The sequence below is a fragment of the Nocardioides thalensis genome, assembly GCF_013410655.1.
Taxonomy (GTDB): Bacteria; Actinomycetota; Actinomycetes; order Propionibacteriales; family Nocardioidaceae; genus Nocardioides; species Nocardioides thalensis.
Map to the genome: position 1 here is coordinate 1,094,007 of NZ_JACCFP010000001.1, position 22,270 is coordinate 1,116,276.

Consider the following 22,270-nt stretch of genomic DNA (forward strand, 5'->3'; position numbering starts at 1 on the left):
TGCGAGCATGGCCGCCGGGTGTGGCGGCCGTCACGCTTGCGGAGGCAAAGGAGGTTGTGGTCCTTGTGGTCGCTGGCCGGCAAGGTGCTGGCTCTCCAGCTCGCGGTGATCGCCGTGCTCCTTGTGGCGATCGGGTTCCTCAGCGTGCGGCAGTCCAACGCCGACTTCGCGGACGAGAGCGGCCGGCAGCTGCGGTCGTCCGCGGAGTACGTCGCCGCCCTTCCGGATGTCCGCGTCGCGCTCAGGGACGCGCGGACGAGCAACGAGGACCCGGACACGCTCGCCCGCGCCCTGGCGCCGTACATCGACGTCGGGGTGACCCTGTACGGCGCGACCGACGTGATGGTCGTGTCGCCGGACGGGACCGTCCTGGGGGCGACCGACCCGAGCCGGGTCGGCAAGCCGGCCGACCTCGGCGAGAGCGACGCGCTCGAGGGCCGCGGCTGGACCGGTGACGTCGAGCCCGACGGCGAGCGCGCCATCGCCGCGCACGCGCCGATCATCTCCGCGAAGGACGGCTCGCTGCTGGGCATCGTCGCGGCGGAGGAGCCCTATCCCTCGGTCGCCGACCAGGTGACGGGCGCGGCGCCGTACCTGGCTCTCTACCTCGGCATCGGAGCCCTGCTCGGCCTGGCCGGCACCTGGGTGGTCGCGCGGATGGTGCGTCGCAGCACCCGCGGGCTCGGCACGGCCGAGCTGGCGCGGCTGGCCGACCACCGCGAGGCGCTGCTCCACGCGATCCGCGAGGGTGTCGTGGGTGTCGGCACCGACGGCCGGGTGACCGCGATGAACGACGCCGCTCGCGCGACGCTCGGCCTCGAGCGGGTGCCGGACCCGGTCGGCCGTCCGGTCGACGAGCTCGGCCTGGAACCTCACGTCGTCGACCTGCTGACCGGCGAGGGCGCCGAGGTCAGGGACGCGATCGCGCTGGTCGGCACGCGCGTGGTCGTGTTCAACCGCGGCGAGGCGTCCTCCGACGGTCGCGGGATCGGCACCGTGACCACGCTGCGCGACCGCACGGAGCTGGTCTCGCTGCAGAGCCAGCTCAGCTCGAACCTGTCGATCACCGACACGCTGCGGGCGCAGACCCACGAGTTCGACAACCGGCTGCACACGATCTCCGGGCTCGTGCAGCTGGGGGAGTACGACGAGGTGGCGAACCTCGTCGGCACCCTCACCCGGCACCGGGCGGAGGTGGCCGCGCATGTCTCCCAGCGGATCGCCGATCCCGCCCTGGTGGCGCTGCTCCTCGCCAAGGACGCCGTCGCCGAGGAGCGCGGGGTCGCTCTCGAGCTCGACCCGGGGTCGTCGCTGCCACGGCTCGCGGACGCCCAGGTCGCCGACCTGACCACGATCCTCGGCAACCTCGTCGACAACGCCGTCGACGCGTGCGCCGGTCACCCCGACGCGCTGGTCGAGGTGTGGCTCTTCGTCGACGGCCGGGAGCTCCACGTCCGCGTGCGCGACAACGGGCCCGGCGTCCCCGACGAGCTCGCCGAGAAGGTGTTCGTCCGCGGCTTCTCCACCAAGCCGGAGCCGCTGACCGGACGCGGCCTCGGGCTGGCGCTGGTGCGGCTCATCTGCGCTCAGCGGGGTGGCGAGGTCACCCTGACGCGCAATGCCGACCGGCAGGACGGCGAGCGCGGCGCGGAGTTCCTGGTGGTGCTGCCGCTCGACGAGCGGGAGGATGGCGCCTGATGTCCATCGGGGTGCTCGTCGTCGACGACGACTTCATGGTGGCCCGGATCCACGCCCGCTTCGTCGAGCAGACGCCGGGCTTCGACGTGGTCGGCACGGCCCGCACCGGCGCCGAGGCGCTCGACCTCGTCGAGACCCTCGAGCCCGACCTCCTGCTCCTCGACGTCCACCTGCCCGACATCTCGGGGCTCGAGATCCTGAGCCGGCTGCGCCGCGAGGGCCGCGACGTCGCGGTGGTGATGGTGACCGCGGAGCGGGGTGCCGAGGCCGTGCGCGCCGCCCTGCACGGTGGGGCGCTGCAGTACCTCGTCAAGCCGTTCGAGTACGCCGACCTCGCCGACCGGTTGCAGCGGGTCGCCGAGGCGCTGGCCAGCCTGGCTCCGGCCGCGGGCGGGTCGGGGGAGGACGTCGACCAGTCGACGATCGACCAGGTCTTCGGCCTGCGGTCGGCCGGCGGCGCCGTACCTCCCGAGCTGCCGAAGGGGCTGAGCCCCGAGACCGCGGCGCTCGTCCTCGCGGCCGCCCGCGACCGAGGCGAGATCTCCGCGACGGAGACGGCCGAGGCGGTCGGGCTGTCCCGGGTGACCGCCCGGCGCTACCTCGAGCACCTCGTCGACACCGGCGCGGCCGAGGTGCGCCTCCAGTACGGCGGCGCCGGCCGGCCGGAGCGGCGCTACCGCCTGCGATGAGCCGATCGCGCCGCGAGACCGGCTGACGGGCGCCCTGTCGGGGTACCTAGCGCTCCATTAGGCTTGCCTCACCGACCGACGAGCCCACGGGGGAACACATGAGCACGGCCGAACAGGCGAAGGTCGACCCTCTTCCGCGCGCCACGATGGGTGGCGACACCCAGTCGCGGTGGGAGCAGCTCGCGCTGGCGCTGTTCATCATCGTGCCGTTCGCGGCGATCGTCGCGGCGGTCCCCGTGGCGTGGGGCGGTTGGCTCGGCTGGAGCGACGTCGCGATCACGTTCGTGATGTACGGCCTCACCCTGCACGGCGTCACCGTCGGCTTCCACCGGCTCTTCACGCACAAGTCGTTCAAGCCCAACCGTGCGGTCAAGATCGTGCTCGCGATCCTGGGCTCCATGGCGATCGAGGGCCCCGTCGTCCGCTGGGTCGCCGACCACCGCAAGCACCACAAGTTCTCCGACCGCGACGGCGACCCGCACTCGCCCTGGCGCTACGGCAACACCCTGCGCGGCCTCACCAAGGGCTTCGTCTGGGCCCACGTCGGCTGGCTCTTCGACCCCGAGCAGACCCCGCAGCACAAGTACGCGCCCGACCTGATGAAGGACCGCGACCTGGTGCGCATCTCGCGCACCTTCTGGCTGTGGGTGCTGCTCTCGTTGTTCCTGCCGCCGCTGCTCGGCGGGCTCGTGACCTGGTCGTGGCAGGGCGCGCTGACCGCGTTCTTCTGGGGGACGATCGTCCGGATCGGCCTGATCCACCACGTGACCTGGTCGATCAACTCGATCTGCCACACGCTGGGCGAGCGCCCGTTCACGTCGCGGGACTTCTCCGGCAACGTCTGGTGGCTCGCGATCCCGTCCGGCGGCGAGTCCTGGCACAACCTTCACCACGCCGACCCGACCAGCGCCCGCCACGGCGTCAAGCGGTGGCAGTTCGACACCTCCGCGCGCATCATCTGGATCCTCGAGAAGCTCGGCTGGGTGCGCGACGTGCGCTGGCCGACCCCGGAGCGGATCGCCGCCAAGTCGGCCGGCGCCGCGGCCAAGTCGGTCGGCACAGCGGCCTGATCCGAGTCAGCCGCCGAGCGCGTCGATCGCCCGGCGCAGCTCCCGCAGGCGACGGTCGAGCCGCTCCCGCGCGCGCTCGTCGCCGTTCGCCGCGGCGAGCGACCCCACGGCGTCCTCCACGTCTGCCAGCCGGATCTGGAGCTCCGACACCACGTCGACCTGGCCGGTGCGCTCCTCGAGCTGGCGCCGCAGGAGCTCGGTCTGCGCGACGAGCCGCTCGCCGGCCCGCCACAGGTCGATGAACACCTGGACCTTGGCCCGCAGCAGCCACGGGTCGAACGGCTTGGAGATGTAGTCGGCGGCACCCGCCGCGTAGCCCCGGTAGGCGAAGTGGGCGTCCCGGTCGACGGCGGTCAGGAAGATGATCGGTACGTCGCGGGTGCGCTCGCGCGCCTTGATCCGGGTGGCGGTCTCGAAGCCGTCCATGCCGGGCATCTGCGCGTCGAGGAGGATCAACGCGTAGTCGTCGCGGAGCAGCGCCCGGAGCGCCTCCTCGCCCGAGCTCGCGCGCACCAGGATCTGGTCGAGAGAGCCCAGGATCGCCTCGAGGGCGAGCAGGTTCTCGGGGCGATCGTCGACGAGCAGGATGCGCGCGGCGTCGCTCATGTGAGCCATACCCGGAAGAGTGCCAGCAGCGCGGCGACGTCGACGGGTTTCGTCACATATTCCGACGCGCCCGCGGCCAGGCTGTCCTCCCGGTCGCCGGTCATGGCCTTCGCGGTGAGCGCGATCACCGGGAGCGACCGGAAGCGCGGGATCTCCCGGATCCGGCGCATCGCGGTCAGGCCGTCCATGCCGGGCATCATGATGTCCATCAGCACCAGGTCGATGTCGGGCTCCCGCTGCAGGGTCTCGATGCCGGTCTCGCCGCTCTCGGCGTACAGCACGTCGATGCCGTGCCGTTCGAGGGCGCTCGTCAGCGCGAAGACGTTGCGCACGTCGTCGTCGACGATGAGGATCCGCCTGCCCGCGAACTGCTGCCCGTCGTGACTCTCGCGACCGCCCGCAGGCGACGGCATCTCGACGTCGTTGCGGTGGAGGTAGCGGGTGACGTCCTCGAGCACCTCGTCGAGACCGCTGCGGACCTGGAGCACCATCGACGCGGCGTACCGGTCGAGCCGCGCTCGCTGCGCGTCGGTGACCGTGTCCGGGGCATGGACGACGACCGGGGTCAGCCGGCCGCGCTTGCGGGCACGGATGCGGCGGATCAGCTCCAGGCCGCCCTCGGTGGCGGGCAGGTCGACGACGACGCAGTCCACGGTCCTCTTCGTCAGCTCGCCGAGCGCCTCCTCGACGGACTCCGTCAGGACTGCCTCCACGTCGTCGACCGCGGCGAACAGCGCGGCCAGCGCCGCTCCCGCGCCGGGCTTGTCGCCGTCGCCGTCGCCAGAACCGTCCGAGTCGGAGACGACGAGCACCGTCCGGCTCGGCCGGTCGACGAACCCGGCAAGCGTGGCCACCGAGCGGGCGAGTGCGGCCTGGTCCTCCGGCGTCGTGATCACGTCGATCGCACCCGCCAGCCGACCCGCGCGGACGTCCTCCTCGACGCCACCCGCCGCCACCGCCAGGGCGGGGACGTGCCGGGTGTCGTGGTGCCGCTTGAGCCGGTCGAGCAGCAGACCGCCGTCGGGAAGCTCGAGGCCGAGGTCCACGACCATGCCGACGGGGGAGAGGCGGCGCGCCGCCAGCAGCGCCTCGTCGGCCTCGGCGATGTCGACCACGGAGAACCCGTCCTGCGCCGTGATCGCCTCCGACGCCTGCTTGCGCACCTCCGGGTCGGCGACGGCGAGCACCACGACCCGGTCGGCCGTGGGCTCCGCGGGCACGGTCTCGAGCTCGACGGTCGGGCGACCCGACGAGGCCATGCCGGCGTAGCCGCGCGGCACGTACAGCGTGAACGAGCTGCCCTTGCCGGGCTGGCTCTCGGCGTGGATCTCGCCGCCGATCAGCCGGGCGACCTCGCGGCTGATGGACAGGCCGAGCCCGGTGCCGCCGAACTTCCGGCTGATCGTGCCGTCCGCCTGCTGGAAGGCCTCGAAGATCACCCGCAGCTTCTCGGCCGGGATGCCGATGCCGGTGTCGACGACCGTGAACGCGAGCACCTGGTCGGCCTGGGTGAGCGTCGGGGTGTTGAAGTGCTCGCCCTCCGCCGTGCGGATGAGGAGCTGGACGGCACCCGTCTCGGTGAACTTCACCGCGTTGGAGAGCAGGTTGCGCAGCACCTGCTGGAGCCGGTGCTGGTCCGACTCGAGTGTGCGGGGCACGTCGTCGGCGACCGTCACCGTGAACTGGAGGTCCTTCTCCGCGGTCAGCGGGCGGAAGGTCGCCTCGACGTACTCGACCACCGCCGGGACCGACACGTCGGCGACGTGCACGTCCATCTTGCCGGCCTCGACCTTGGAGAGGTCGAGGATGTCGTTGATCAGCTGGAGCAGGTCGGTGCCGGCCCCGTGAATCGTCTGGCAGTACTCGACCTGGCGCGGGTTGAGGTTGCCGTCGACGTTGTCGGAGAGCAGCTTGGCCAGGATCAGCAGCGAGTTCAGCGGCGTCCGCAGCTCGTGGGACATGTTGGCGAGGAACTCGGACTTGTAGCGCGACGAGAGCGCCAGCTGCTCGGCGCGGTCCTCGAGGCCGCGTCGCGCGTCCTCGATCTCGAGGTTCTTGATCTCGATCGCCCGGTTCTGGTCGGCGAGCAGCCGCGCCTTCTCCTCCAGCTCGGCGTTGGTCTGCTGCAGCTCCTCCTGCTGCCGCTGGAGCTCGACCGACTTGTCCTGGAGCTCGGTCGCCAGCCGCTGGGACTCGACGAGCAGCTCCTCGGTCCGCGAGCTGGCGATGATCGCGTTGAGGGACACGCCGATGATCTCGACCAGCTGCTCGAGGAACTGGAGGTGGACGGGGCTGAAGCGACGGAACGAGGCGAGCTCGACGACGCCGAGGACCTGACCCTCGAAGAGCACCGGCAGTACGGCGATCGTCGCCGGCGTGGCGCGGCCGAGCCCGGAGGTGATCGTGAGGAAGCCGACCGGCACGTCCTCGACCACGATCGGCTTCCGGTCGACCAAGGCCTGGCCGACGAGCCCCTCGCCGGGCCCGAACGAGTCGGGCACGTCCTTGTTGCGGCGGAACCCGTAGGAGGCGATGCGCCGGAGGGTGACCTCGCCGTCGGCGTCGACGTCGCTGAGGAAGAACGAGCCCTGCTGCGCGCTGACCAGCGGCGTCAGCTCGCCGACGATCAGCCGGGTCACCTCGAGCAGGTCGCGGCCGCCCTGCATGTGGCCGGTGAACTTCGCGAGGTTGGTCTTGAGCCAGTCCTGGTCCTCGTTGGCCCGCGTCGTCTCGCGCAGGTTGTCGATCATCTCGTTGAGGTTGTCCTTGAGCTCGGCGACCTCGCCCTCGGCGTCGACGGTGATCTGCTGGCTGAGGTCGCCCTGGGTCACCGCGGTCGACACCTCGGCGATCGCGCGGAGCTGGGTGGTGAGTGTGCTCGCCAGCTGGTTGACGTTCTCGGTGAGCATCCGCCAGGTGCCGCTGACATCGGCCACCTCGGCCTGGCCACCGAGCTTGCCCTCGGTGCCGACCTCGCGCGCTACGCGGGTGACCTCGTCGGCGAACGACGACAGCTGGTCGACCATCCGGTTGACGGTGGTCTTGAGCTCGAGGATCTCGCCGCGGGCGTCGACGGTGATCTTCTGGCTCAGGTCACCGCGGGCGACCGCCGTGGTGACCTGAGCGATGTTGCGGACCTGGCTGGTCAGGTTGGAGGCCATCGAGTTCACCGAGTCGGTGAGGTCCTTCCAGGTGCCGGCCACGCCGCGCACGTGGGCCTGGCCGCCCAGGCTGCCCTCGGTGCCCACCTCGCGGGCCACGCGGGTCACCTCGTCGGCGAACGCGCGCAGGGTGTCGACCATCGCGTTGATCGTGCTGGCGAGGGCCGCCACCTCGCCACGGGCCTCGATCGAGATCTTCTTGCTCAGGTCGCCGCTGGCCACGGCCGTGGACACGTCGGCGATGCTGCGCACCTGGTTGGTCAGGTTCGACGCCATCGAGTTCACCGACAGGGTGAGGTCGCGCCACGTGCCGGCGACGCCGGGCACCCGCGCCTGGCCGCCCAGCATGCCCTCGGTCCCGACCTCGCGGGCGACGCGGGTGACCTCGTCGGCGAACGACCCGAGCTGGTCGACCATCGTGTTGACCGTGCTCTTGAGCTCGAGGATCTCGCCGCGGGCGTCGACGGTGATCTTGCGGGTCAGGTCGCCGCTCGCGACCGCGGTCGTCACCTCGGCGATGTTGCGGACCTGCGACGTCAGGTTGGCCGCCATCAGGTTCACGTTCTCCGTGAGGTCCTTCCACGTGCCCGAGACGTCGTGCACGTCCGCCTGGCCGCCGAGGCGGCCCTCGGTGCCGACCTCGCGGGCGACGCGGGTGACCTCGTCGGCGAAGGAGGACAGCTGGTCGACCATCGTGTTGATGGTGCTCTTGAGCTCGAGGATCTCGCCGCGGGCGTCGACGGTGATCGTGCGGGTCAGGTCGCCACGCGCCACAGCGGTCGTCACCTCGGCGATGTTGCGGACCTGCGCGGTGAGCGTGCCGGCCATGAAGTTCACGGAGTCGGTCAGGTCGCGCCAGGTGCCGGAGACGCCGGGCACCGCGGCCTGGCCGCCCAGCCGTCCCTCGCTGCCGACCTCGCGGGCCACGCGGGTGACCTCGTCGGCGAACGAGGACAGCTGGTCGACCATCGTGTTGACGGTGGTCTTGAGCTCCGCCAGCTCGCCGCGCACGTCGACGGTGATCTTCTGGCTCAGGTCGCCGCGCGCGACGGACGTGGTGACCTGCGCGATGTTGCGCACCTGGTTGGTCAGGTTGGAGGCCATCGAGTTCACCGAGTCGGTGAGGTCCTTCCACGTGCCGGCGACCCCCGGCACGTCGGCCTGGCCCCCGAGGATGCCGTCGCTGCCGACCTCGCGCGCAACGCGGGTGACCTCCGCGGCGAATGCCGAGAGCTGGTCGACCATCGTGTTGACCGTCGTCTTCAGCTCGGACAGCTCGCCCTTGACGTCGACGGTGATCTTCTGGCTCAGGTCGCCGCCCGCGACCGCGGTGGTGACCTGTGCGATGTCGCGCACCTGGTTGGTCAGGTTGGAGGCCATCGAGTTCACCGAGTCGGTGAGGTCCTTCCACCGGCCGGCGACGCCGGGCACCTCGGCCTGGCCGCCGAGGATCCCCTCGGTGCCGACCTCGCGGGCGACGCGGGTGACCTCGTCGGCGAACGTCTGGAGCGTCGCCGTCATCGAGTTCAGCGTCTCGGCCAGCTCGGCGACCTCGCCGCGCGCGGTCACCGTGATCTGCTGGCTGAGGTCGCCGCGGGCGACGGCCTTGGCGACCGACGAGATGCCGCGCACCTGGCTGGTCAGGTTGGACGCCATGGTGTTGACCGAGTCGGTGAGGTCGCGCCAGGTGCCGGAGACGCCGCGCACGTCGGCCTGGCCGCCGAGCCGCCCGTCGGTGCCGACCTCGCGGGCGACGCGTGTCACCTCGGCCGCGAACGACGACAGCTGGAGCACCATCCGGTCGACGGTGTTCTTGAGCTGCGCCATCTCGCCGGACACCTCGATGGTGACGGTCCGGGAGAGGTCGCCGTTGGCGACCGCCGTCGTCACCTCGGCGATGTCGCGCACCTGGGCGGTGAGCCGCGACGACATCGTGTTCACCGCGTCGATCAGGTCGCGCCAGCTGCCGCTGGTGCTGCGGACCTTCGCCTGGCCGCCGAGCTTGCCCTCGGTGCCGACCTCTCGGGCGACCCGGGTGATCTCGTCGGCGATCGTCGACAGCTGCGCGACCAGGCCGTTGACGCTCTTCGCGACCAGCAGCGGCTCCCCCCGGAGCGGGGCGCTGTGGTGACGCACCTCCATCCGCTGCGTCAGGTCGCCGGACGAGACCGCGGCGACCACGCGCGCGACCTCCGCAGTCGGGCGGGCGAGGTCGTCGACCAGGCCGTTGGCGTCGTCGATCGCCTTGCTCCAGCCTCCGAGACCGATCCCCGGGGACAGCCGCTCCTCGTGTCGACCGTCGCGCCCCGCGAGCCGGCGGACCCGGTTGAGCTCGGAGGCGAGGTGGAGCTGGCGCTCGGCGACCTCGTTGTAGAGCGCGGCGAGCTCGCCGAGCGGGCTGCCGGCCTCGACCGAGACCCGCTTGGTGAAGTTACCGTCGCGAAGGGCCGTCAGGGCGTCGCGCACGGTCCGGAACGCGGGGTCGTCACCGAGTGACGCCGACGCTCCGGCGGGGCTGGTGGTGGAGCTGGGTGCCGGTGGGGTCATGGCGTCCTCCGAGCAGGCGTGGGTTGACGCAGTCTCGCACCAAACCCGCGGGGTGCGACAGGACGAAATGGGTGCAGAATCTGCACAGCCATGGGTGACTCGAACCGGCGCTCGGTCCGGACCTTCTCGCCCGCGCCCGAGTCCGTGTCCGCGGCGCGGCGTTTCGCACGCGCCACCTTGTCCGAGTGGGGAGCCGACGATGTGGCGGACGACGCCCTCCTGGTGGTGAGCGAGCTCGTCACCAACGCGGTCATGCACGCCGGCACCGAGGCCACCCTCGAGCTGCGGACGGCACCTGGCGGTGTCCGGCTCGGCGTCGAGGACCTGCACCCGACCCGGATGCTGCGGATGGGGGTGGACCCGAGCACCGGCGCGGACGAGCGCGGTCGCGGCCTGCTCATCACCGCCTCGCTCGCCGCAGCGTGGGGCGTGGAGTACCTGCCCACGTCGAAGCGGGTCTGGGCGCTCTTCGCGAGCGAGGTCGCCGACGCACCGCCGGACGGCGACCTGCGCACGGACCCGCCGGCCGGCCTGGTTGCGCCGCCCACCGGCAACGGCGCCACCTACGGTGCCGCGCACCTGGACCCGCTGGGCCTGCGGGGGGAGGCCGTGAGCCGGCTCGACCTCGAGGACCTGCTGCGGCTGGTGGTCGAGCAGGCCCGCGAGCGGCTGGCCGCGGACGCGGCGTACCTCCTGCTCGCGCACGGCCTCGACGAGCACTACACGGTCCGCGCGACCAGCGGTCTCCCGCCCGACCTCGTGGGACGAGCGGTCGCCCGCGGGGAGGTCGGGGCGCCGGGACGGCGGTCGTCGTTCCTGCCGGTGCTGGTCGAGGACCTGGACCGGACGCCGGCGCCGCTCGTCGCCGGGTCGTCGCTGCGCTCGCTGGTGGTCGCCCCCGTCGCGTACGAGGGACGGGTCGTCGGCGCGCTGGTGGTGCTCTCCGAACGGGTCAGCGGCTTCACCGACGGGGACGCCGCCCAGCTCCAGCGTGCCGCCGACTGGGTGGGCTCGGCCGTGGAGCGGGCTCGCCTGCGCGCCGCCGAGCGCGAGCGGCGCGGCTGGCTCAGCTTCCTCTCCGACGCGGGGGTGCTGCTGTCCTCCTCGCTCGACCCGGCCACGACCATCACGATGATCGGCCAGATCGTCGTGCCCCGGCTCGCGACGTGGTGCGCCATCCAGACCGTCGACGACCGCGGCGTACGCCGGCTGGAGAACGTGTGGCACGCGGACGAGCGCCGCCTCGACGCCCTGCGCGACGCCCTGGAGCGGATCGCGCCCGCGATGGAGCCCGAGCCGGGCGACCCGGTGCTCACCGGCCACGTCGCGACGCTCCCGCTCGAGGCGCGGGGCCGCGTGGTGGCGTGGCTCGTGCTCGGTCGCGAGGAGAAGGACGGGCCCCTCCGCGGCGAGCTGCGGACCGTCGCCGAGGCGTTCGCGACCCGCGCCGCCCTCGCGATCGACAACGCGCGCGCTCACACCGAGCTGGCCAGCATCGGGCGGACGCTGCAGCGGAGCCTGCTGCCGCCGACCATGCCCCGGCTGCCGGGCGTCGACCTCGGTGTCAGCTTCGAGCCGGCGGGCGTGCACAACACCGTGGGCGGCGACTTCTACGACGTCTTCCCCGCAGGGGCGGGGCGGTGGTGCTTCGTCGTCGGCGACGTCTGCGGCGGCGGTCCCGAGGCGGCCGCTGTCACGGGCCTCGCCCGCCACACGATCCGCGCGATGCTCCGCTCGGGCTTCGCGATCGGCCCCACGCTCGAGCGGCTCAACGACGCCATCAACGAGGAGGGCGAGCGCGGCCGGTTCCTGACGCTCGTGTGCGGGACGCTCGAGGCCGGCGCGCGCAGCTGGTACCAGGTCAGGCTGGTCTGTGCGGGCCACCCGCCGCCGTTCCTGGTGCGCGACGGCGTCGTGAGCCGGGTGGGCCGCCCACAGGCGCTGCTCGGGGTCCTCGACCGGGTCGACTACGCCGAGGAGGAGCTCCGGCTGCCCCGGGGCTCGCGACTGGTGACGGTGACCGACGGGGTCCTCGAGCGCCGCTCCGGCGACCGCATGTTCGACGACGAGGGGGTCGAGGCGGAGCTGGCAGCGTCGGTCCCGCTCACCGCCCAGGGTGCCGCGGATCGCATCAGGCGCGCGGCGACCGACTTCGCCGGCGCGCCGAGCGAGGACGACATCGCGGTCTTGGTGCTCGACCTGGGGAGTGGCGGCAACGGCTGACGCCCTAGTCTGGACGGGTGCTGACCATCGACCAGGCGACGTACGACGCCATCGTCGCCCACGCGAAGCGGGACCACCCCGTCGAGGCCTGCGGCATCGTCGCGGGCCCGGAGGGCAGCGACCGCGCCGAGCGCGTGATCGAGATGGTAAACGCCGCAGGCAGCCCCACGTTCTACGAGTTCGACTCCACCGAGCTGCTCGAGCTCTACAAGGAGCTGTGGGACCGCGACGAGGAGCCGGTCGTCGTCTACCACTCGCACACGGCCACCGAGGCCTACCCGAGTGTGACCGACATCAACCTGGCCAGCGAGCCGGGAGCGCACTACGTGCTGGTCAGCACGCGTGAGCACGGGAATAACGAGGGTCCCGTGGAGTTCAGGTCCTATCGAATCATCGACGGCGCCGTGACCGAGGAAGAGGTCAGCGTCGTGCCCAGTCTGACGAGGAGCGAGTCGTAGCCATGGCCATCGAGGTCCGGATCCCCACCATCCTGCGCACCTACACCGGCGGCGAGAAGGCCGTCGACGGCGAGGGCGACAGCCTCAGCGCGCTCATCGACTCGCTCGAGGCCAACCACCCCGGCCTCAAGGACCGCCTGATCGAGAACGGCGACCTGCGCCGGTTCGTCAACATCTACGTCAACGACGAGGACGTCCGCTTCCTCGGCGGCCTCGACGCCTCGCTCAGCGACGGCGACCAGGTGGTCGTGCTCCCGGCAGTCGCCGGAGGCTGATCGTGGCCCGGTTCGACAACCTGCTCGCGTCGGTCGGCGGCACGCCGCTGGTCGGCCTCCCGCAGTTGTCGCCCGCTCCCGACGTACGGCTCTGGGCGAAGCTCGAGGACCGCAACCCGACCGGCTCGATCAAGGACCGCCCGGCCCTGCGGATGGTCGAGGAGGCCGAGAAGGACGGCACGCTGCGTCCCGGCTGCACGATCCTCGAGCCGACGTCCGGCAACACCGGCATCTCGATCGCGATGGCGGCCAAGCTCAAGGGCTACCGGTGCGTGTTCGTGATGCCCGAGAACACATCCGAGGAGCGGCGCCAGCTGCTGCGGATGTGGGGCGCCGAGATCGTCTCCTCGCCAGCCGCCGGCGGATCCAACGAGGCGGTGCGCGTCGCCAAGCAGATCGCGGCGGAGCACCCGGACTGGGTGATGCTCTACCAGTACGGCAACGACGCCAACGCCCTGGCGCACGAGGAGGGCACCGGACCCGAGATCCTCGCCGACCTGCCCTCGATCACCCACTTCGTCGCCGGTCTCGGCACGACAGGCACGCTGATGGGGGTCTCCCGGTTCTTCCGCAAGGCCAAGCCCGACGTGAGGATCGTCGCGGCCGAGCCGCGGTACGGCGAGCTCGTCTACGGCCTGCGCAACCTCGACGAGGGCTTCGTGCCCGAGCTCTACGACGAGACGCTGATCGACTCCCGGTTCTCCGTCGGCCCGCGTGACGCCGTACGTCGCGTGCGCGAGCTGCTCGAGATGGAGGGCATCTTCGCCGGCGTCTCGACCGGCGCGATCCTGCACGCCGCGCTCGGCCAGGCCGCCAAGGCCGTGAAGGCGGGCGAGCCGGCCGACATCGCGTTCGTCGTCGCCGACGGCGGCTGGAAGTACCTCTCGACCGGCGCCTACGAGGGCACGATCGACGAGGCCGAGGATCGCCTCGAAGGCCAGCTCTGGGCATGAGGCCACGAGTCCTCGGCCTTCTCCTGCCGGCGCTGCTCGCCGGCACGCTCCTCGCCGCGCCGTCCACCGCGGTCCGCGGCGACGACGAGGAGAAGCCGCCGCTCACCATGCTGCGCGAGCCGCACGTCAAGGGCGTGCCCCGCTACGGACGCACCCTCGAGGCGGTCCGCGGCCGCTGGCGCCCGGGCCCGTCGCGGGCCGACTACGAGTGGCTGCGCGACGGCCGTCCGATCCGAGGCGAGACCGGCTTCCGCTACGAGATCCGGCCGCGCGACGTGGGCCGCCGGCTCGCCGTGCGCGTCACCGTCCACGCACCCGAGCACCGGGCGACCACCGTGCGGGTCGGCGTCGGCCGCGCCCTGCACCGGGTGCCGGTGCGGCGTACGGTCAACTACTCCGTGCGCGTCAAGGGCGACTTCAGCTCCGGCGTGCAGCAGTTCAAGCGCCTTGCACAGCAGACCTACGACGACCCACGCGGCTGGCGCGGCAGGGGAGTGGCGTTCCACCGCGTGGCCCGCGGTGGCGCGTTCACGCTCTGGATCTCCGCGGCCCACCTGGTGCCCTCGTTCTCCTCCGGGTGCAGTGCCTACTGGTCGTGCCGCGTCGGTCGCAACGTGATCATCAACCGCGACCGCTGGCGCTGGGCGTCACCGGCGTGGAACAACGGCCCGCTCGGCCGTCGCGCCTACCGCCACATGGTCGTCAACCACGAGACCGGCCACTGGCTCGGCTTCGGCCACGCGTCCTGCCCCGGCCGCGGCGCGCCGGCCCCGGTGATGATGCAGCAGTCGAAGGGCACCGACGGCTGCCGGTTCAACCCATGGCCGACCCTGGCCGAGCTCCGCGCCGGCCGGGTGGCGCACCGCCAGCAGCGCCTCGTCGACGTCGAGTAGTCATTCCTGACCAGGCAGCGGTCACCCTTCGGGCAGGTTCGGTCCCAGCGCCCGCTCCGGTCCGCTGACCGGCCCTATCCTTCCGACGGGAGGAGGGCCGGATGGGGAAGTTCCAGCGGGCCGTGGGCGTCGTCGTCTTCGGCACCGCAGTGCTTGCTGCCGCATTGCTCGGATGGGCGATCGGCGTCTCCGGCGACCCCACGCCCACGTCGCTGACGAAGGGTCTCCTCCTCGCCGCCGGCTTCTCGCTCCTCGTCGCCGCTGTGGTCGGCTGGGTCGAGCGGCGCATCGCCACGCACGCCCGCCGCAGCCTCGATCCCCGCCACATGCCGCTGGCGCCCAAGGTCGTCATGGCCGAGACCCGGGGCGTGTACGCCGGGCCGGTCACCGTCACCGCCCTCATCCCCGCGCACAACGAGGAGGCGTGCCTCGCAGCGACGCTGGAGTCCCTCCTCGGCCAGTCGCACCGGCCCCGACGGGTGGTCGTCGTGGCGGACAACTGCACCGACGGCACCGTCGACATCGCCCGTCGCGCGGGCGTGGACGTGATCGAGACCGTCGACAACGTGCACAAGAAGGCGGGCGCGCTCAACCAGGCACTCCGTCAGGTGCTGCCCGGCCTGGGCGACAACGACCTGGTGCTCGTGATGGACGCCGACACCACGCTCGACGCGGGCTTCCTCGAAGGAGCCGTCCGCCGCGCGACCGCGGACCGCGGGCTGATGGCCATCGGCGGCCTGTTCTACGGCGAGGAGGGCTCGGGCCTGCTCGGGCAGTTCCAGCGCAACGAGTACACCCGCTACGCGCGCGACCTGAGGCGACGCCGCGGCCGGCTGTTCGTGCTCACCGGAACCGCCTCGCTGTTCCGGCCGCGGGCGCTCCGGGCGGTCGCCGCCGAGCGGGGCCGGACCATCCCCGGCGTGCCTGGCGACGTCTACGACACCGCCGTGCTGACCGAGGACAACGAGCTCACGCTGGCGTTGAAGTCCCTCGGCGCCCTGACCATCTCGCCCGCAGAGTGCACCGTCGTCACCGAGGTGATGCCGACCTGGCAGGCCCTGTGGGCCCAGCGGCTGCGCTGGCAGCGCGGCGCGCTGGAGAACCTGGCCGCCTACGGCATGCGGCCGACGACGTTCCGCTACTGGGTCCAACAGCTCGGGATCGGGTACGGCGTGATCGCGCTCGCCACCTACCTGGGGCTGCTCGTGGTCATGGCGGTGTACCGCGACTCCTGGACCTGGTTCCCGTTCTGGCTCGGCGTCGGTGCGCTCTTCACGCTCGAGCGGGTGGTGAGCGTCTGGGCGGGCGGCTGGCGGGCACGCGTTCTCGGCGTACTCCTCATCCCGGAGCTCTGCTACGCGATGTTCCTCGACGTGGTCTACCTCAAGGGTGTGTGGGACATCTCGATGCGCCGTCAGGCGCACTGGAAGCACGTCGTCGTGACCGACCGCGGCGCGGTGCTGGGAGGCTGACGGGGAGATGACATGGAGACCCTGAGCACCTTCGTCGCGATCAACACCGTCGCCTACGGCGCGCTCGCGATCGCGAAGATCCTTCCCAAGCTGTACCCGGCGGACTGGCTGCCGCGCCCCTACCGGCGCGCCGAGACCCGCAGCATCCACCCGGACGGCCCTCTGTGACGGCGCGGTCGGAGCGCTTGCTCGCGGCCGCGGTCATGGTCGGCTGGGCGGTGGCGTACGGCGCCGCCGTGCTCCTCGGGCGGGAGACCCGCGTCGGCGGGTCGGAGTTCTCGCTCGCCTGGCCGGCGGCCGCGGTGTCGACGGTCTGGTTGCTCAGCACCCGGGGGATCCCGCTCCGCGTCGTCGCGCTGGCCGTCCTCGTGACCGTCAACGGGCTCATCAACCCGTTCTCGGACGGCTCGGTGCTCACCGGGCTGCTCTTCGGCGGGGTCAACGCTCTCCACGCGGCGACTGCCGTCGCGGTGCTCGCCGCGTTCGGCTGGCGCACGCCCCGGCCTCCCGACCAGCTGCGCGACATCGGTGCGCTGGCGACGGCCGCGCTGTCCGCTGCGCTCGTCGGGTCCGTGGTCGGCGGTGCGCTCACCGAGCTGCGTCTCGGCGGGTCCTTCGTCGACGGCATGGTGCTGATCGGCGCTCGCAACGCGGTCAGCACCTTCGTCGGGGTGGTCACGCTGCTCGCGATCCCGCGGCTTCACCGGTCGGGTGGCCCGGCCTCGTCGGTCGAGCGGGTCGGTCTCGTCGTCGCGGCGAGTGCCACGTCGGTGGGCGTGATGGCGCTGCCGATGCCCGTGCTGTTCCTGCTGGTCCCGCTCACGGTGGCCGTGGCCATGCGCTGCGGCCCGTCGATCGTGAGCGTCCTCGCGGGCGCGCAAGGCCTGCTCGTCGTCTTCGTCACCGTGCGTGGGGGCGGACAGTTCGCGGAGATCGACGACATCCAGGTCCGGGTCCTCGTCGCCCAGGTGCTGATCGTCGTGCTGGTGCTGGTCGGGCTCGTCCTGGCACTCGGGGAGCGGGACCGCGCGCGTGCTCTGCGGCGCAGCCAGGCGGCCGAGGCGCGCCTGGTCGACCTGGCCCTGCACGACCAGCTGACCGGGCTGCCCAACCGCACCCTGGTGGGTGACCGGATCGAGGCCGGTCTCGCCGAGGCGCGGCGCTCCGGCCTCAGGATGGCGATCCTCTACATCGACCTCGACCGCTTCAAGCAGATCAACGACACCCGCGGCCACGACGGCGGGGACCGCGTGCTGCGGCTCTTCGCCGACCGGCTCTCCGGACTCGCGCGGGCGCACGACACGGTCGCCCGCCTGGGCGGGGACGAGTTCGTGATGGTCTGCCCGGCCGTCGCGGACATCGACCATGCCCGGAGCATCGCCTCCCGTGTCGTGCACCGGATGGACGAGCCCTTCGACGTCGACGGCGAGCCGTTGATGGTGACGGCCAGCGTCGGGGTGACCCTCGCCGACGGGCGCGACGGCAGCGTGCGCGACGTGCTGCGGCGCGCCGACGCCGCCCTCTACGCCGCCAAGGACCACGGTCGCTCGCGCTACGAGGTCTTCGACGCCGCGGAGCAGGGCAGCGCGGCCGCGGTCTGAGCCAGCGCGTCAGTCGCGCCAGGTGAGCGCCTGGTCGGCGTTCCAGAGGCTCTCCGAGACGGCCGGGATCCCGAGCAGGTCGGCGGCGAGGTTGGCGACGTCGCCGTTGCGGATCGGCTGCGTGCCCTTGAACCCGACCTGCTCCTTGCCGGGGTCGGCGTACGTCGGGTTCATCTCGTAGAGGTCGCCGTGGCTGACGCCCGCGCCCCAGATCACGAACGGGACCCGGTAGTTGGCGCGCTTGCGGGTGTCCGTGTGGTTCTTGGTGCCGGGCACCCCGCCGTGGTCGGCGGTCAGCACCACGACCGTCCGCTTCAGCGAGTCGTGCTTGGTGATCGTGCGCAGCAGGGTCCCGACGAGGTGGTCGAGGCTCTCGACGGCCGCGAGGTACTCCTTGCTCATCCAGCCATGCGCGTGGCCGGTGGCGTCGGCGAGCCCGAGGTGCAGGAAGCGGAACGACCGCTCGCGTGCGACCAGGTCGCGCCGGGCGGCGCGCACCAGCGCGGCGTCGCGGCCCTCCTTGATGACGCTGCGGTTGACCGAGTCGGGCCACGACCGGTCGAAGAGGGAGAACTTGGCCTTCGTCGAGAACAGGGCGGTCCGGCCGCCCGCGTTGTGGACCGCCGTGAACACCGAGCCGACGACCTCGCCGGCGGCCTCGTGCACCGTCGTGCCGGGGAGGTCCTCGTTCCAGGTGACCCCGTGCCCGTTGTGCTCTGCCGAGATCCGCCGCCCGGTGACCATGCTGGTGTGGTTGGGCAGGGTCACCGTCTGCTCGACCTGGGTGCGGGCGTTGAGCGTGCCGGCGCCGTGCCGGAGCAGGCGGTGCAGCGTCGGGGTGCGCTCGCGGCCGAGCTCCCGGATCGCCGCGGGATTGAGACCGTCGAGCGAGATCGCCAGCACCTGCGTGCGGTCCACCTGCGGCGCGCTCGCCGCGGGTGGCTCGTCCGCTCGGGTGGCGTCGATAGTGCCGGCCGCCAGCACCGCGGTCAGGGCCATCCCGAGCATGCTCAACCGCTTGGTGTTCATCGCCGCCACGTTAACCGGGACGTGATCTGCGTCCCGCAATGGGGACCGACGCGGCGGTGAACACTTAGGCTGGCCGGGTGCCGAGGCTTGATCCGACCGTCGTCCCCTCCGGCGTACGCGCCGACGTGGACGCCCCCATCGGCATCTTCGACTCCGGTTTCGGCGGCCTCACGGTCGCCCGGTCCGTCATCGACCAGCTGCCGCACGAGTCGATCACGTACGTCGGCGACACCGCCCGCCAGCCCTACGGCCCGAAGCCGATCGGCGAGGTCCGCGAGTACGCACTCGAGTGCCTCGACCACCTCGTGACCCAGGGCGTGAAGGCGCTGGTCATCGCGTGCAACTCGGCCAGCGCCGCGATGCTCCGCGACGCCCGCGAGCGCTACGACGTACCGGTCGTCGAGGTGATCTACCCGGCCGTCCGCCGCGCGGTGGCGGCCACCCGCAACGGCCGCATCGGCGTCATCTGCACCCGGGCGACCGCCGAGTCGATGGCCTACGACGACGCGTTCGCTGCGGCCCCGCAGCTGGAGCTGACCACCCGCGCCTGCCCGAGGTTCGTCGACTTCGTCGAGGAGGGCATCACCGGCGGCGACGAGCTGCTGGCCGTGGCGCACGAGTACCTCGACCCGCTGACCGAGCTCGGCGTCGACACGCTGATCCTCGGGTGCACCCACTACCCGCTGCTGACCGGCATCGTGTCCTACGTGATGGGTGACGACGTGACCCTCGTCAGCAGTGCCGAGGAGTGCGCGAAGGACGTCTACCGCATGCTGGCCGACACCGGGCTGATGCGCCCGGGCGGGGACCCGTCGTACACCTTCGCCACCACCGGCTCGCCCGCCGAGTTCGAGACGATCGGCCGCCGGTTCCTCGGCCCGGAGATGGCCGCCGCCGCCCAGTTCGCGGGAGGGCTCGCATGACGGTGAAGGTGACGGTCGTCGGCTGCTCGGGCTCCTACCCGGGGCCCGACTCGGCCGCCAGCTGCTACCTGCTCCAGGCCGAGCACGAGGGCCGCACGTGGAACCTGGTCCTCGACATGGGCAACGGCGCGCTCGGCCAGCTCCAGCGGTACGTCGACCCGCTCGCCGTCGACGCGGTGCTGATCAGCCACCTGCACGCCGACCACTGCGTCGACATGACCAGCTACTACGTCCTGCGGAAGTACCACCCGTCCGGGAGCCAGCCCAAGATCCCGGTCTGGGGGCCCAAGCGCACCTCCCGCCGGCTGGCCAAGGCCTACGACCTGCCGCGCGAGCCGGGCATGAACGAGGAGTTCGACTTCCACCGCTACAGCGACCCGTTCCGGGTCGGGCCGTTCGCGGTCGAGTCGTTCCCCGTCGACCACCCCGTCGAGGCGTTCGCGATGCGCGTCACCGTCGACGGCGTGACGGTCGCCTACAGCGGCGACACCGGCCCCACGCCGGCGCTGCTCGACGTGGCGGCCGACGCCGACCTGTTCCTCTGCGAGGCGTCGTTCCGGCACGGTGACGACAACCCGCCGAGCCTGCACCTGACCGGGGTCGAGGCGGGCGAGGCGGCTGCCAACGCCGGCGCGAAGCGGCTGATCGTGACGCACGTGCCGCCGTGGCACGACGCCGGGGCGATCCTCGCCGAGGCCAAGTCGGCCTACGACGGTCCGCTCGAGCTCGCGGCCGCGGGCGCCGTCTACGAGGTCTGACCGCTCACACGAGCCCGGCGTCGTGGACGCAGATGGCGATCTGCACGCGGTTGGTCGCACCGAGCTTGTCGAACAGTCGCGAGACGTGCGCCTTCACGGTCGGCACCGAGAGGTGGAGCTCGCCCGCGATCTCGGCGTTGGAGAGGCCGCGGCCGACCGCGAGGGCGACGTCGAGCTCGCGGTCGGTCAACCGCGCGAGCCGGGTCTTCGCCTCGGCGGAGCGGTCCTCGCCTCCGGCCCGGACCCGGTCGATCAGCGTGCGGGTGACCGACGGCGACAGCATTGGCTCGCCGTCGGCGACCCGCCGGATCGCCGCGACGATGTCGGCGGGCGGGGTGTCCTTGAGCAGGAAGCCGTCCGCCCCCGCGGCCAGCGCCCCGACCACCTGGTCGTCGGCGTCGAACGTCGTCAGCACGATCACGTGCGGCGGGTCGGGGCGCGAGTGCAGCTCCCGGGTCGCCGACAGGCCGTCGAGGCGCGGCATCCGGATGTCCATCAGCACGACGTCGGGCCGCAGCTCGCGCGCCAGCGCGACGCCGGCCACGCCGTCGGCGGCCTCGCCGACGAGCTCGAGGTCCGGCTGCCCGCCCAGCATGAGCGACAGCGCCGACCGGACGAGGGGGTCGTCGTCGACCGCCACCACGCGGATCGTGCTCACGGCGACCACGGTAGCCACGCCCGGAGCACGAAGAACCCGTTCTCGGTGCCGTGGGTCAGCCGGCCGCCGGCGAGCTCGGCACGCTCGGTGAGGCCGACGAGGCCCAGGCCCGAGCCGGGGGTGGTCGTCGGGCCGAAGCCCAGTGCGTTGCGCACCACGACCTCGACCCCGTCCTCGATCGACCCGGTGACCCGGATCCGCACCGCGGCGGCCGGGGCGTGCTTGCGCGCGTTCGTGATGCCTTCCTGCACGATGCGGTAGACGGTCCTCCCCACGGGGTCCGGCAGGCCGTCGAGGTCAGCGACCTCGTACTCGACGGTGGCGCCTGCCGCGCGGGCGTCGTCGACGAGCGCGCCGAGGTCGGCGTACGTCGGCTGCGGGACGACGGCGCCGCGCGCGCCCTGCTCGTCGCGCAGCACGCCGAGCACGCCGCGCAGGTCGTCGAGCGCCTCGTGTGCCTTCTCCTGGATGACCGCGGCACTGGCGCGCATCTCGTCCGCGGAGAGGTCGTCGCGATAGGTCAGAGCTCCGGCATGCATGGAGATCTGCGAGATCCGGTGGGCCAGCACGTCGTGCATCTCCCGCGCGATCCGGGCGCGCTCGTTGCCGCGGGCCTGCGCCGCCCGCAGGTCCCGCTCGGCCTCGGCGGCCTCCGCCCGCTGGCGGAGCGTCCACAGCAGCTCGCGCCGCGAGCCGATGAACATGCCCCAGGCGAGCATGCCCGCCACGAGCACGACGGTGAACGACGCCACGATCCAGGTGGGGTCCTCGTCCTGCACGGGCTGCACGACGTAATAGGCCCAGGTCACCACCAGGTTCAGCACGCCCAGCACCGCGAGCTGCCAGCGGACCCGGTAGGTCGCGACCGACACCACGGCCAGCGTGGTCGGTCCGGCGCCGAGCGAGGTGACCGGCGTGAGCAGCGTCAGCACCAGTGCGATCGCGAACGGCCACCGGCGTCGCCAGTGGACCGCGACGAAGCAGAGCAGGCCCACCACCAGGTCCGCCCAGAACAGGATCGGGTGGTCGCCCTCGGCCTGCTGCTCCATCACCTGCGCCCAGACGAAGAGCCCGAGCAGGAGGCACAGGAAGTCGCGCCACACGTGGCTCCACCACGTCAGGCGCGGCTGGTACGGCGCCGCCGCGGTCGCAGGCTCGGCAGGGATCACCTGGGGAGCCTAGGACCTGCCGGTGGTCCGTCGGCAGCGCCCGTGGTCGCGCCGTACCCCTACTTTGGTCGCTGCGGCTCCATGCCC

General features: G+C 72.2%; 18 protein-coding genes. 13 read left to right on the forward strand and 5 right to left on the reverse strand.

The annotated features are described in order from the left end of the window. Positions 1–63 precede the first annotated feature (63 nt). From HNR19_RS05425 to HNR19_RS05435, 3 genes are all read left to right on the forward strand, one after another. Positions 64–1,698 carry a sensor histidine kinase gene (locus HNR19_RS05425; RefSeq protein ID WP_218910155.1) on the forward strand — a complete coding sequence of 545 codons (1,635 nt, stop codon included), beginning with the start codon at positions 64–66 and terminating at the stop codon, positions 1,696–1,698. After that, positions 1,698–2,387: a response regulator gene (locus tag HNR19_RS05430; RefSeq protein ID WP_179666976.1), complete on the forward strand. Its 690-nt coding sequence runs from the start codon at positions 1,698–1,700 to the stop codon at positions 2,385–2,387. The genes HNR19_RS05425 and HNR19_RS05430 overlap by 1 nt, the downstream gene beginning before the upstream one ends. A gap of 98 nt (positions 2,388–2,485) precedes the next feature. Then, a complete protein-coding gene (locus tag HNR19_RS05435) occupies positions 2,486–3,457 on the forward strand; it encodes an acyl-CoA desaturase (protein WP_179666977.1) in 972 nt (323 codons plus the stop codon). 6 nt (positions 3,458–3,463) lie between these two features. Here the strand turns inward: HNR19_RS05435 and HNR19_RS05440 are convergent, their stop codons facing one another. Next, the gene (locus HNR19_RS05440; protein WP_218910156.1) at positions 3,464–4,072 is read right to left on the reverse strand and encodes a response regulator; all 609 of its coding nucleotides are present in this window, start codon (positions 4,070–4,072) and stop codon (positions 3,464–3,466) included. Then, a complete protein-coding gene (locus tag HNR19_RS05445) occupies positions 4,060–9,771 on the reverse strand; it encodes a HAMP domain-containing protein (RefSeq protein ID WP_179666978.1) in 5,712 nt (1,903 codons plus the stop codon). Before HNR19_RS05445 ends, HNR19_RS05440 begins: the two co-directional genes overlap by 13 nt. A gap of 90 nt (positions 9,772–9,861) precedes the next feature. Between HNR19_RS05445 and HNR19_RS05450 the strand changes: the two genes are divergently transcribed. The 8 genes from HNR19_RS05450 to HNR19_RS05485 all read left to right on the forward strand — a co-directional run bounded on the left by HNR19_RS05450 (position 9,862) and on the right by HNR19_RS05485 (position 17,646). Continuing rightward, a complete protein-coding gene (locus HNR19_RS05450; RefSeq protein ID WP_179666979.1) occupies positions 9,862–11,994 on the forward strand; it encodes a SpoIIE family protein phosphatase in 2,133 nt (710 codons plus the stop codon). Positions 11,995–12,011: 17 nt separating this feature from the next. Then, on the forward strand, positions 12,012–12,452 hold the full coding sequence (locus tag HNR19_RS05455; RefSeq protein WP_179666980.1) for a Mov34/MPN/PAD-1 family protein: 441 nt from the start codon (positions 12,012–12,014) through the stop codon (positions 12,450–12,452). A 2-nt stretch (positions 12,453–12,454) separates the two neighbouring features. Next, positions 12,455–12,727: a MoaD family protein gene (locus HNR19_RS05460; protein ID WP_179666981.1), complete on the forward strand. Its 273-nt coding sequence runs from the start codon at positions 12,455–12,457 to the stop codon at positions 12,725–12,727. Positions 12,728–12,729: 2 nt separating this feature from the next. Further along, positions 12,730–13,680, forward strand: a complete 951-nt coding sequence (locus tag HNR19_RS05465) for a pyridoxal-phosphate dependent enzyme (RefSeq protein ID WP_179666982.1) — start codon at positions 12,730–12,732, stop codon at positions 13,678–13,680. Further along, positions 13,677–14,573 carry a DUF3152 domain-containing protein gene (locus HNR19_RS05470; protein WP_179666983.1) on the forward strand — a complete coding sequence of 299 codons (897 nt, stop codon included), beginning with the start codon at positions 13,677–13,679 and terminating at the stop codon, positions 14,571–14,573. Before HNR19_RS05465 ends, HNR19_RS05470 begins: the two co-directional genes overlap by 4 nt. Before the next feature lie 101 nt (positions 14,574–14,674). After that, complete coding sequence (locus HNR19_RS05475; RefSeq protein ID WP_179666984.1) at positions 14,675–16,045, forward strand: glycosyltransferase family 2 protein; 1,371 nt, start codon at positions 14,675–14,677, stop codon at positions 16,043–16,045. Positions 16,046–16,057: 12 nt separating this feature from the next. Further along, positions 16,058–16,213, forward strand: a complete 156-nt coding sequence (locus HNR19_RS05480) for a hypothetical protein (protein ID WP_179666985.1) — start codon at positions 16,058–16,060, stop codon at positions 16,211–16,213. After that, positions 16,210–17,646, forward strand: coding sequence for a diguanylate cyclase domain-containing protein (locus HNR19_RS05485; protein ID WP_179666986.1), 1,437 nt, complete (start codon positions 16,210–16,212; stop codon positions 17,644–17,646). The genes HNR19_RS05480 and HNR19_RS05485 overlap by 4 nt, the downstream gene beginning before the upstream one ends. A gap of 9 nt (positions 17,647–17,655) precedes the next feature. Here HNR19_RS05485 and HNR19_RS05490 read toward each other — a convergent pair whose 3' ends face one another. Continuing rightward, positions 17,656–18,675: an alkaline phosphatase family protein gene (locus tag HNR19_RS05490; protein ID WP_179666987.1), complete on the reverse strand. Its 1,020-nt coding sequence runs from the start codon at positions 18,673–18,675 to the stop codon at positions 17,656–17,658. A 77-nt stretch (positions 18,676–18,752) separates the two neighbouring features. Between HNR19_RS05490 and murI the strand changes: the two genes are divergently transcribed. Both murI and HNR19_RS05500 read left to right on the forward strand, forming a co-directional pair. Next, complete coding sequence (gene murI / locus HNR19_RS05495; protein WP_343047064.1) at positions 18,753–19,598, forward strand: glutamate racemase; 846 nt, start codon at positions 18,753–18,755, stop codon at positions 19,596–19,598. Next, positions 19,595–20,356, forward strand: a complete 762-nt coding sequence (locus tag HNR19_RS05500; protein ID WP_218910157.1) for an MBL fold metallo-hydrolase — start codon at positions 19,595–19,597, stop codon at positions 20,354–20,356. Before murI ends, HNR19_RS05500 begins: the two co-directional genes overlap by 4 nt. A 4-nt stretch (positions 20,357–20,360) precedes the next feature. Here HNR19_RS05500 and HNR19_RS05505 read toward each other — a convergent pair whose 3' ends face one another. Both HNR19_RS05505 and HNR19_RS05510 read right to left on the reverse strand, forming a co-directional pair. Next, on the reverse strand, positions 20,361–21,014 hold the full coding sequence (locus HNR19_RS05505; protein ID WP_179666988.1) for a response regulator: 654 nt from the start codon (positions 21,012–21,014) through the stop codon (positions 20,361–20,363). Then, on the reverse strand, positions 21,011–22,183 hold the full coding sequence (locus tag HNR19_RS05510) for a sensor histidine kinase (protein WP_343047065.1): 1,173 nt from the start codon (positions 22,181–22,183) through the stop codon (positions 21,011–21,013). Before HNR19_RS05510 ends, HNR19_RS05505 begins: the two co-directional genes overlap by 4 nt. Positions 22,184–22,270: the final 87 nt, after the last annotated feature.

Excerpts from the sequence above, each read along its gene's own strand:
- HNR19_RS05480 (WP_179666985.1), top strand. The coding sequence starts at position 16,058 with ATGGAGACCCTGAGCACCTTCGTCGCGATCAACACCGTCGCCTACGGC.
- HNR19_RS05430 (WP_179666976.1), top strand. The coding sequence starts at position 1,698 with ATGTCCATCGGGGTGCTCGTCGTCGACGACGACTTCATGGTGGCCCGG.
- HNR19_RS05470 (WP_179666983.1), top strand. The coding sequence starts at position 13,677 with ATGAGGCCACGAGTCCTCGGCCTTCTCCTGCCGGCGCTGCTCGCCGGC.
- HNR19_RS05435 (WP_179666977.1), top strand. The coding sequence starts at position 2,486 with ATGAGCACGGCCGAACAGGCGAAGGTCGACCCTCTTCCGCGCGCCACG.
- HNR19_RS05490 (WP_179666987.1), bottom strand. The coding sequence starts at position 18,675 with ATGAACACCAAGCGGTTGAGCATGCTCGGGATGGCCCTGACCGCGGTG.
- HNR19_RS05440 (WP_218910156.1), bottom strand. The coding sequence starts at position 4,072 with ATGGCTCACATGAGCGACGCCGCGCGCATCCTGCTCGTCGACGATCGC.
- HNR19_RS05445 (WP_179666978.1), bottom strand. The coding sequence starts at position 9,771 with ATGACCCCACCGGCACCCAGCTCCACCACCAGCCCCGCCGGAGCGTCG.
- HNR19_RS05460 (WP_179666981.1), top strand. The coding sequence starts at position 12,455 with ATGGCCATCGAGGTCCGGATCCCCACCATCCTGCGCACCTACACCGGC.
- HNR19_RS05450 (WP_179666979.1), top strand. The coding sequence starts at position 9,862 with ATGGGTGACTCGAACCGGCGCTCGGTCCGGACCTTCTCGCCCGCGCCC.
- HNR19_RS05475 (WP_179666984.1), top strand. The coding sequence starts at position 14,675 with ATGGGGAAGTTCCAGCGGGCCGTGGGCGTCGTCGTCTTCGGCACCGCA.
- HNR19_RS05500 (WP_218910157.1), top strand. The coding sequence starts at position 19,595 with ATGACGGTGAAGGTGACGGTCGTCGGCTGCTCGGGCTCCTACCCGGGG.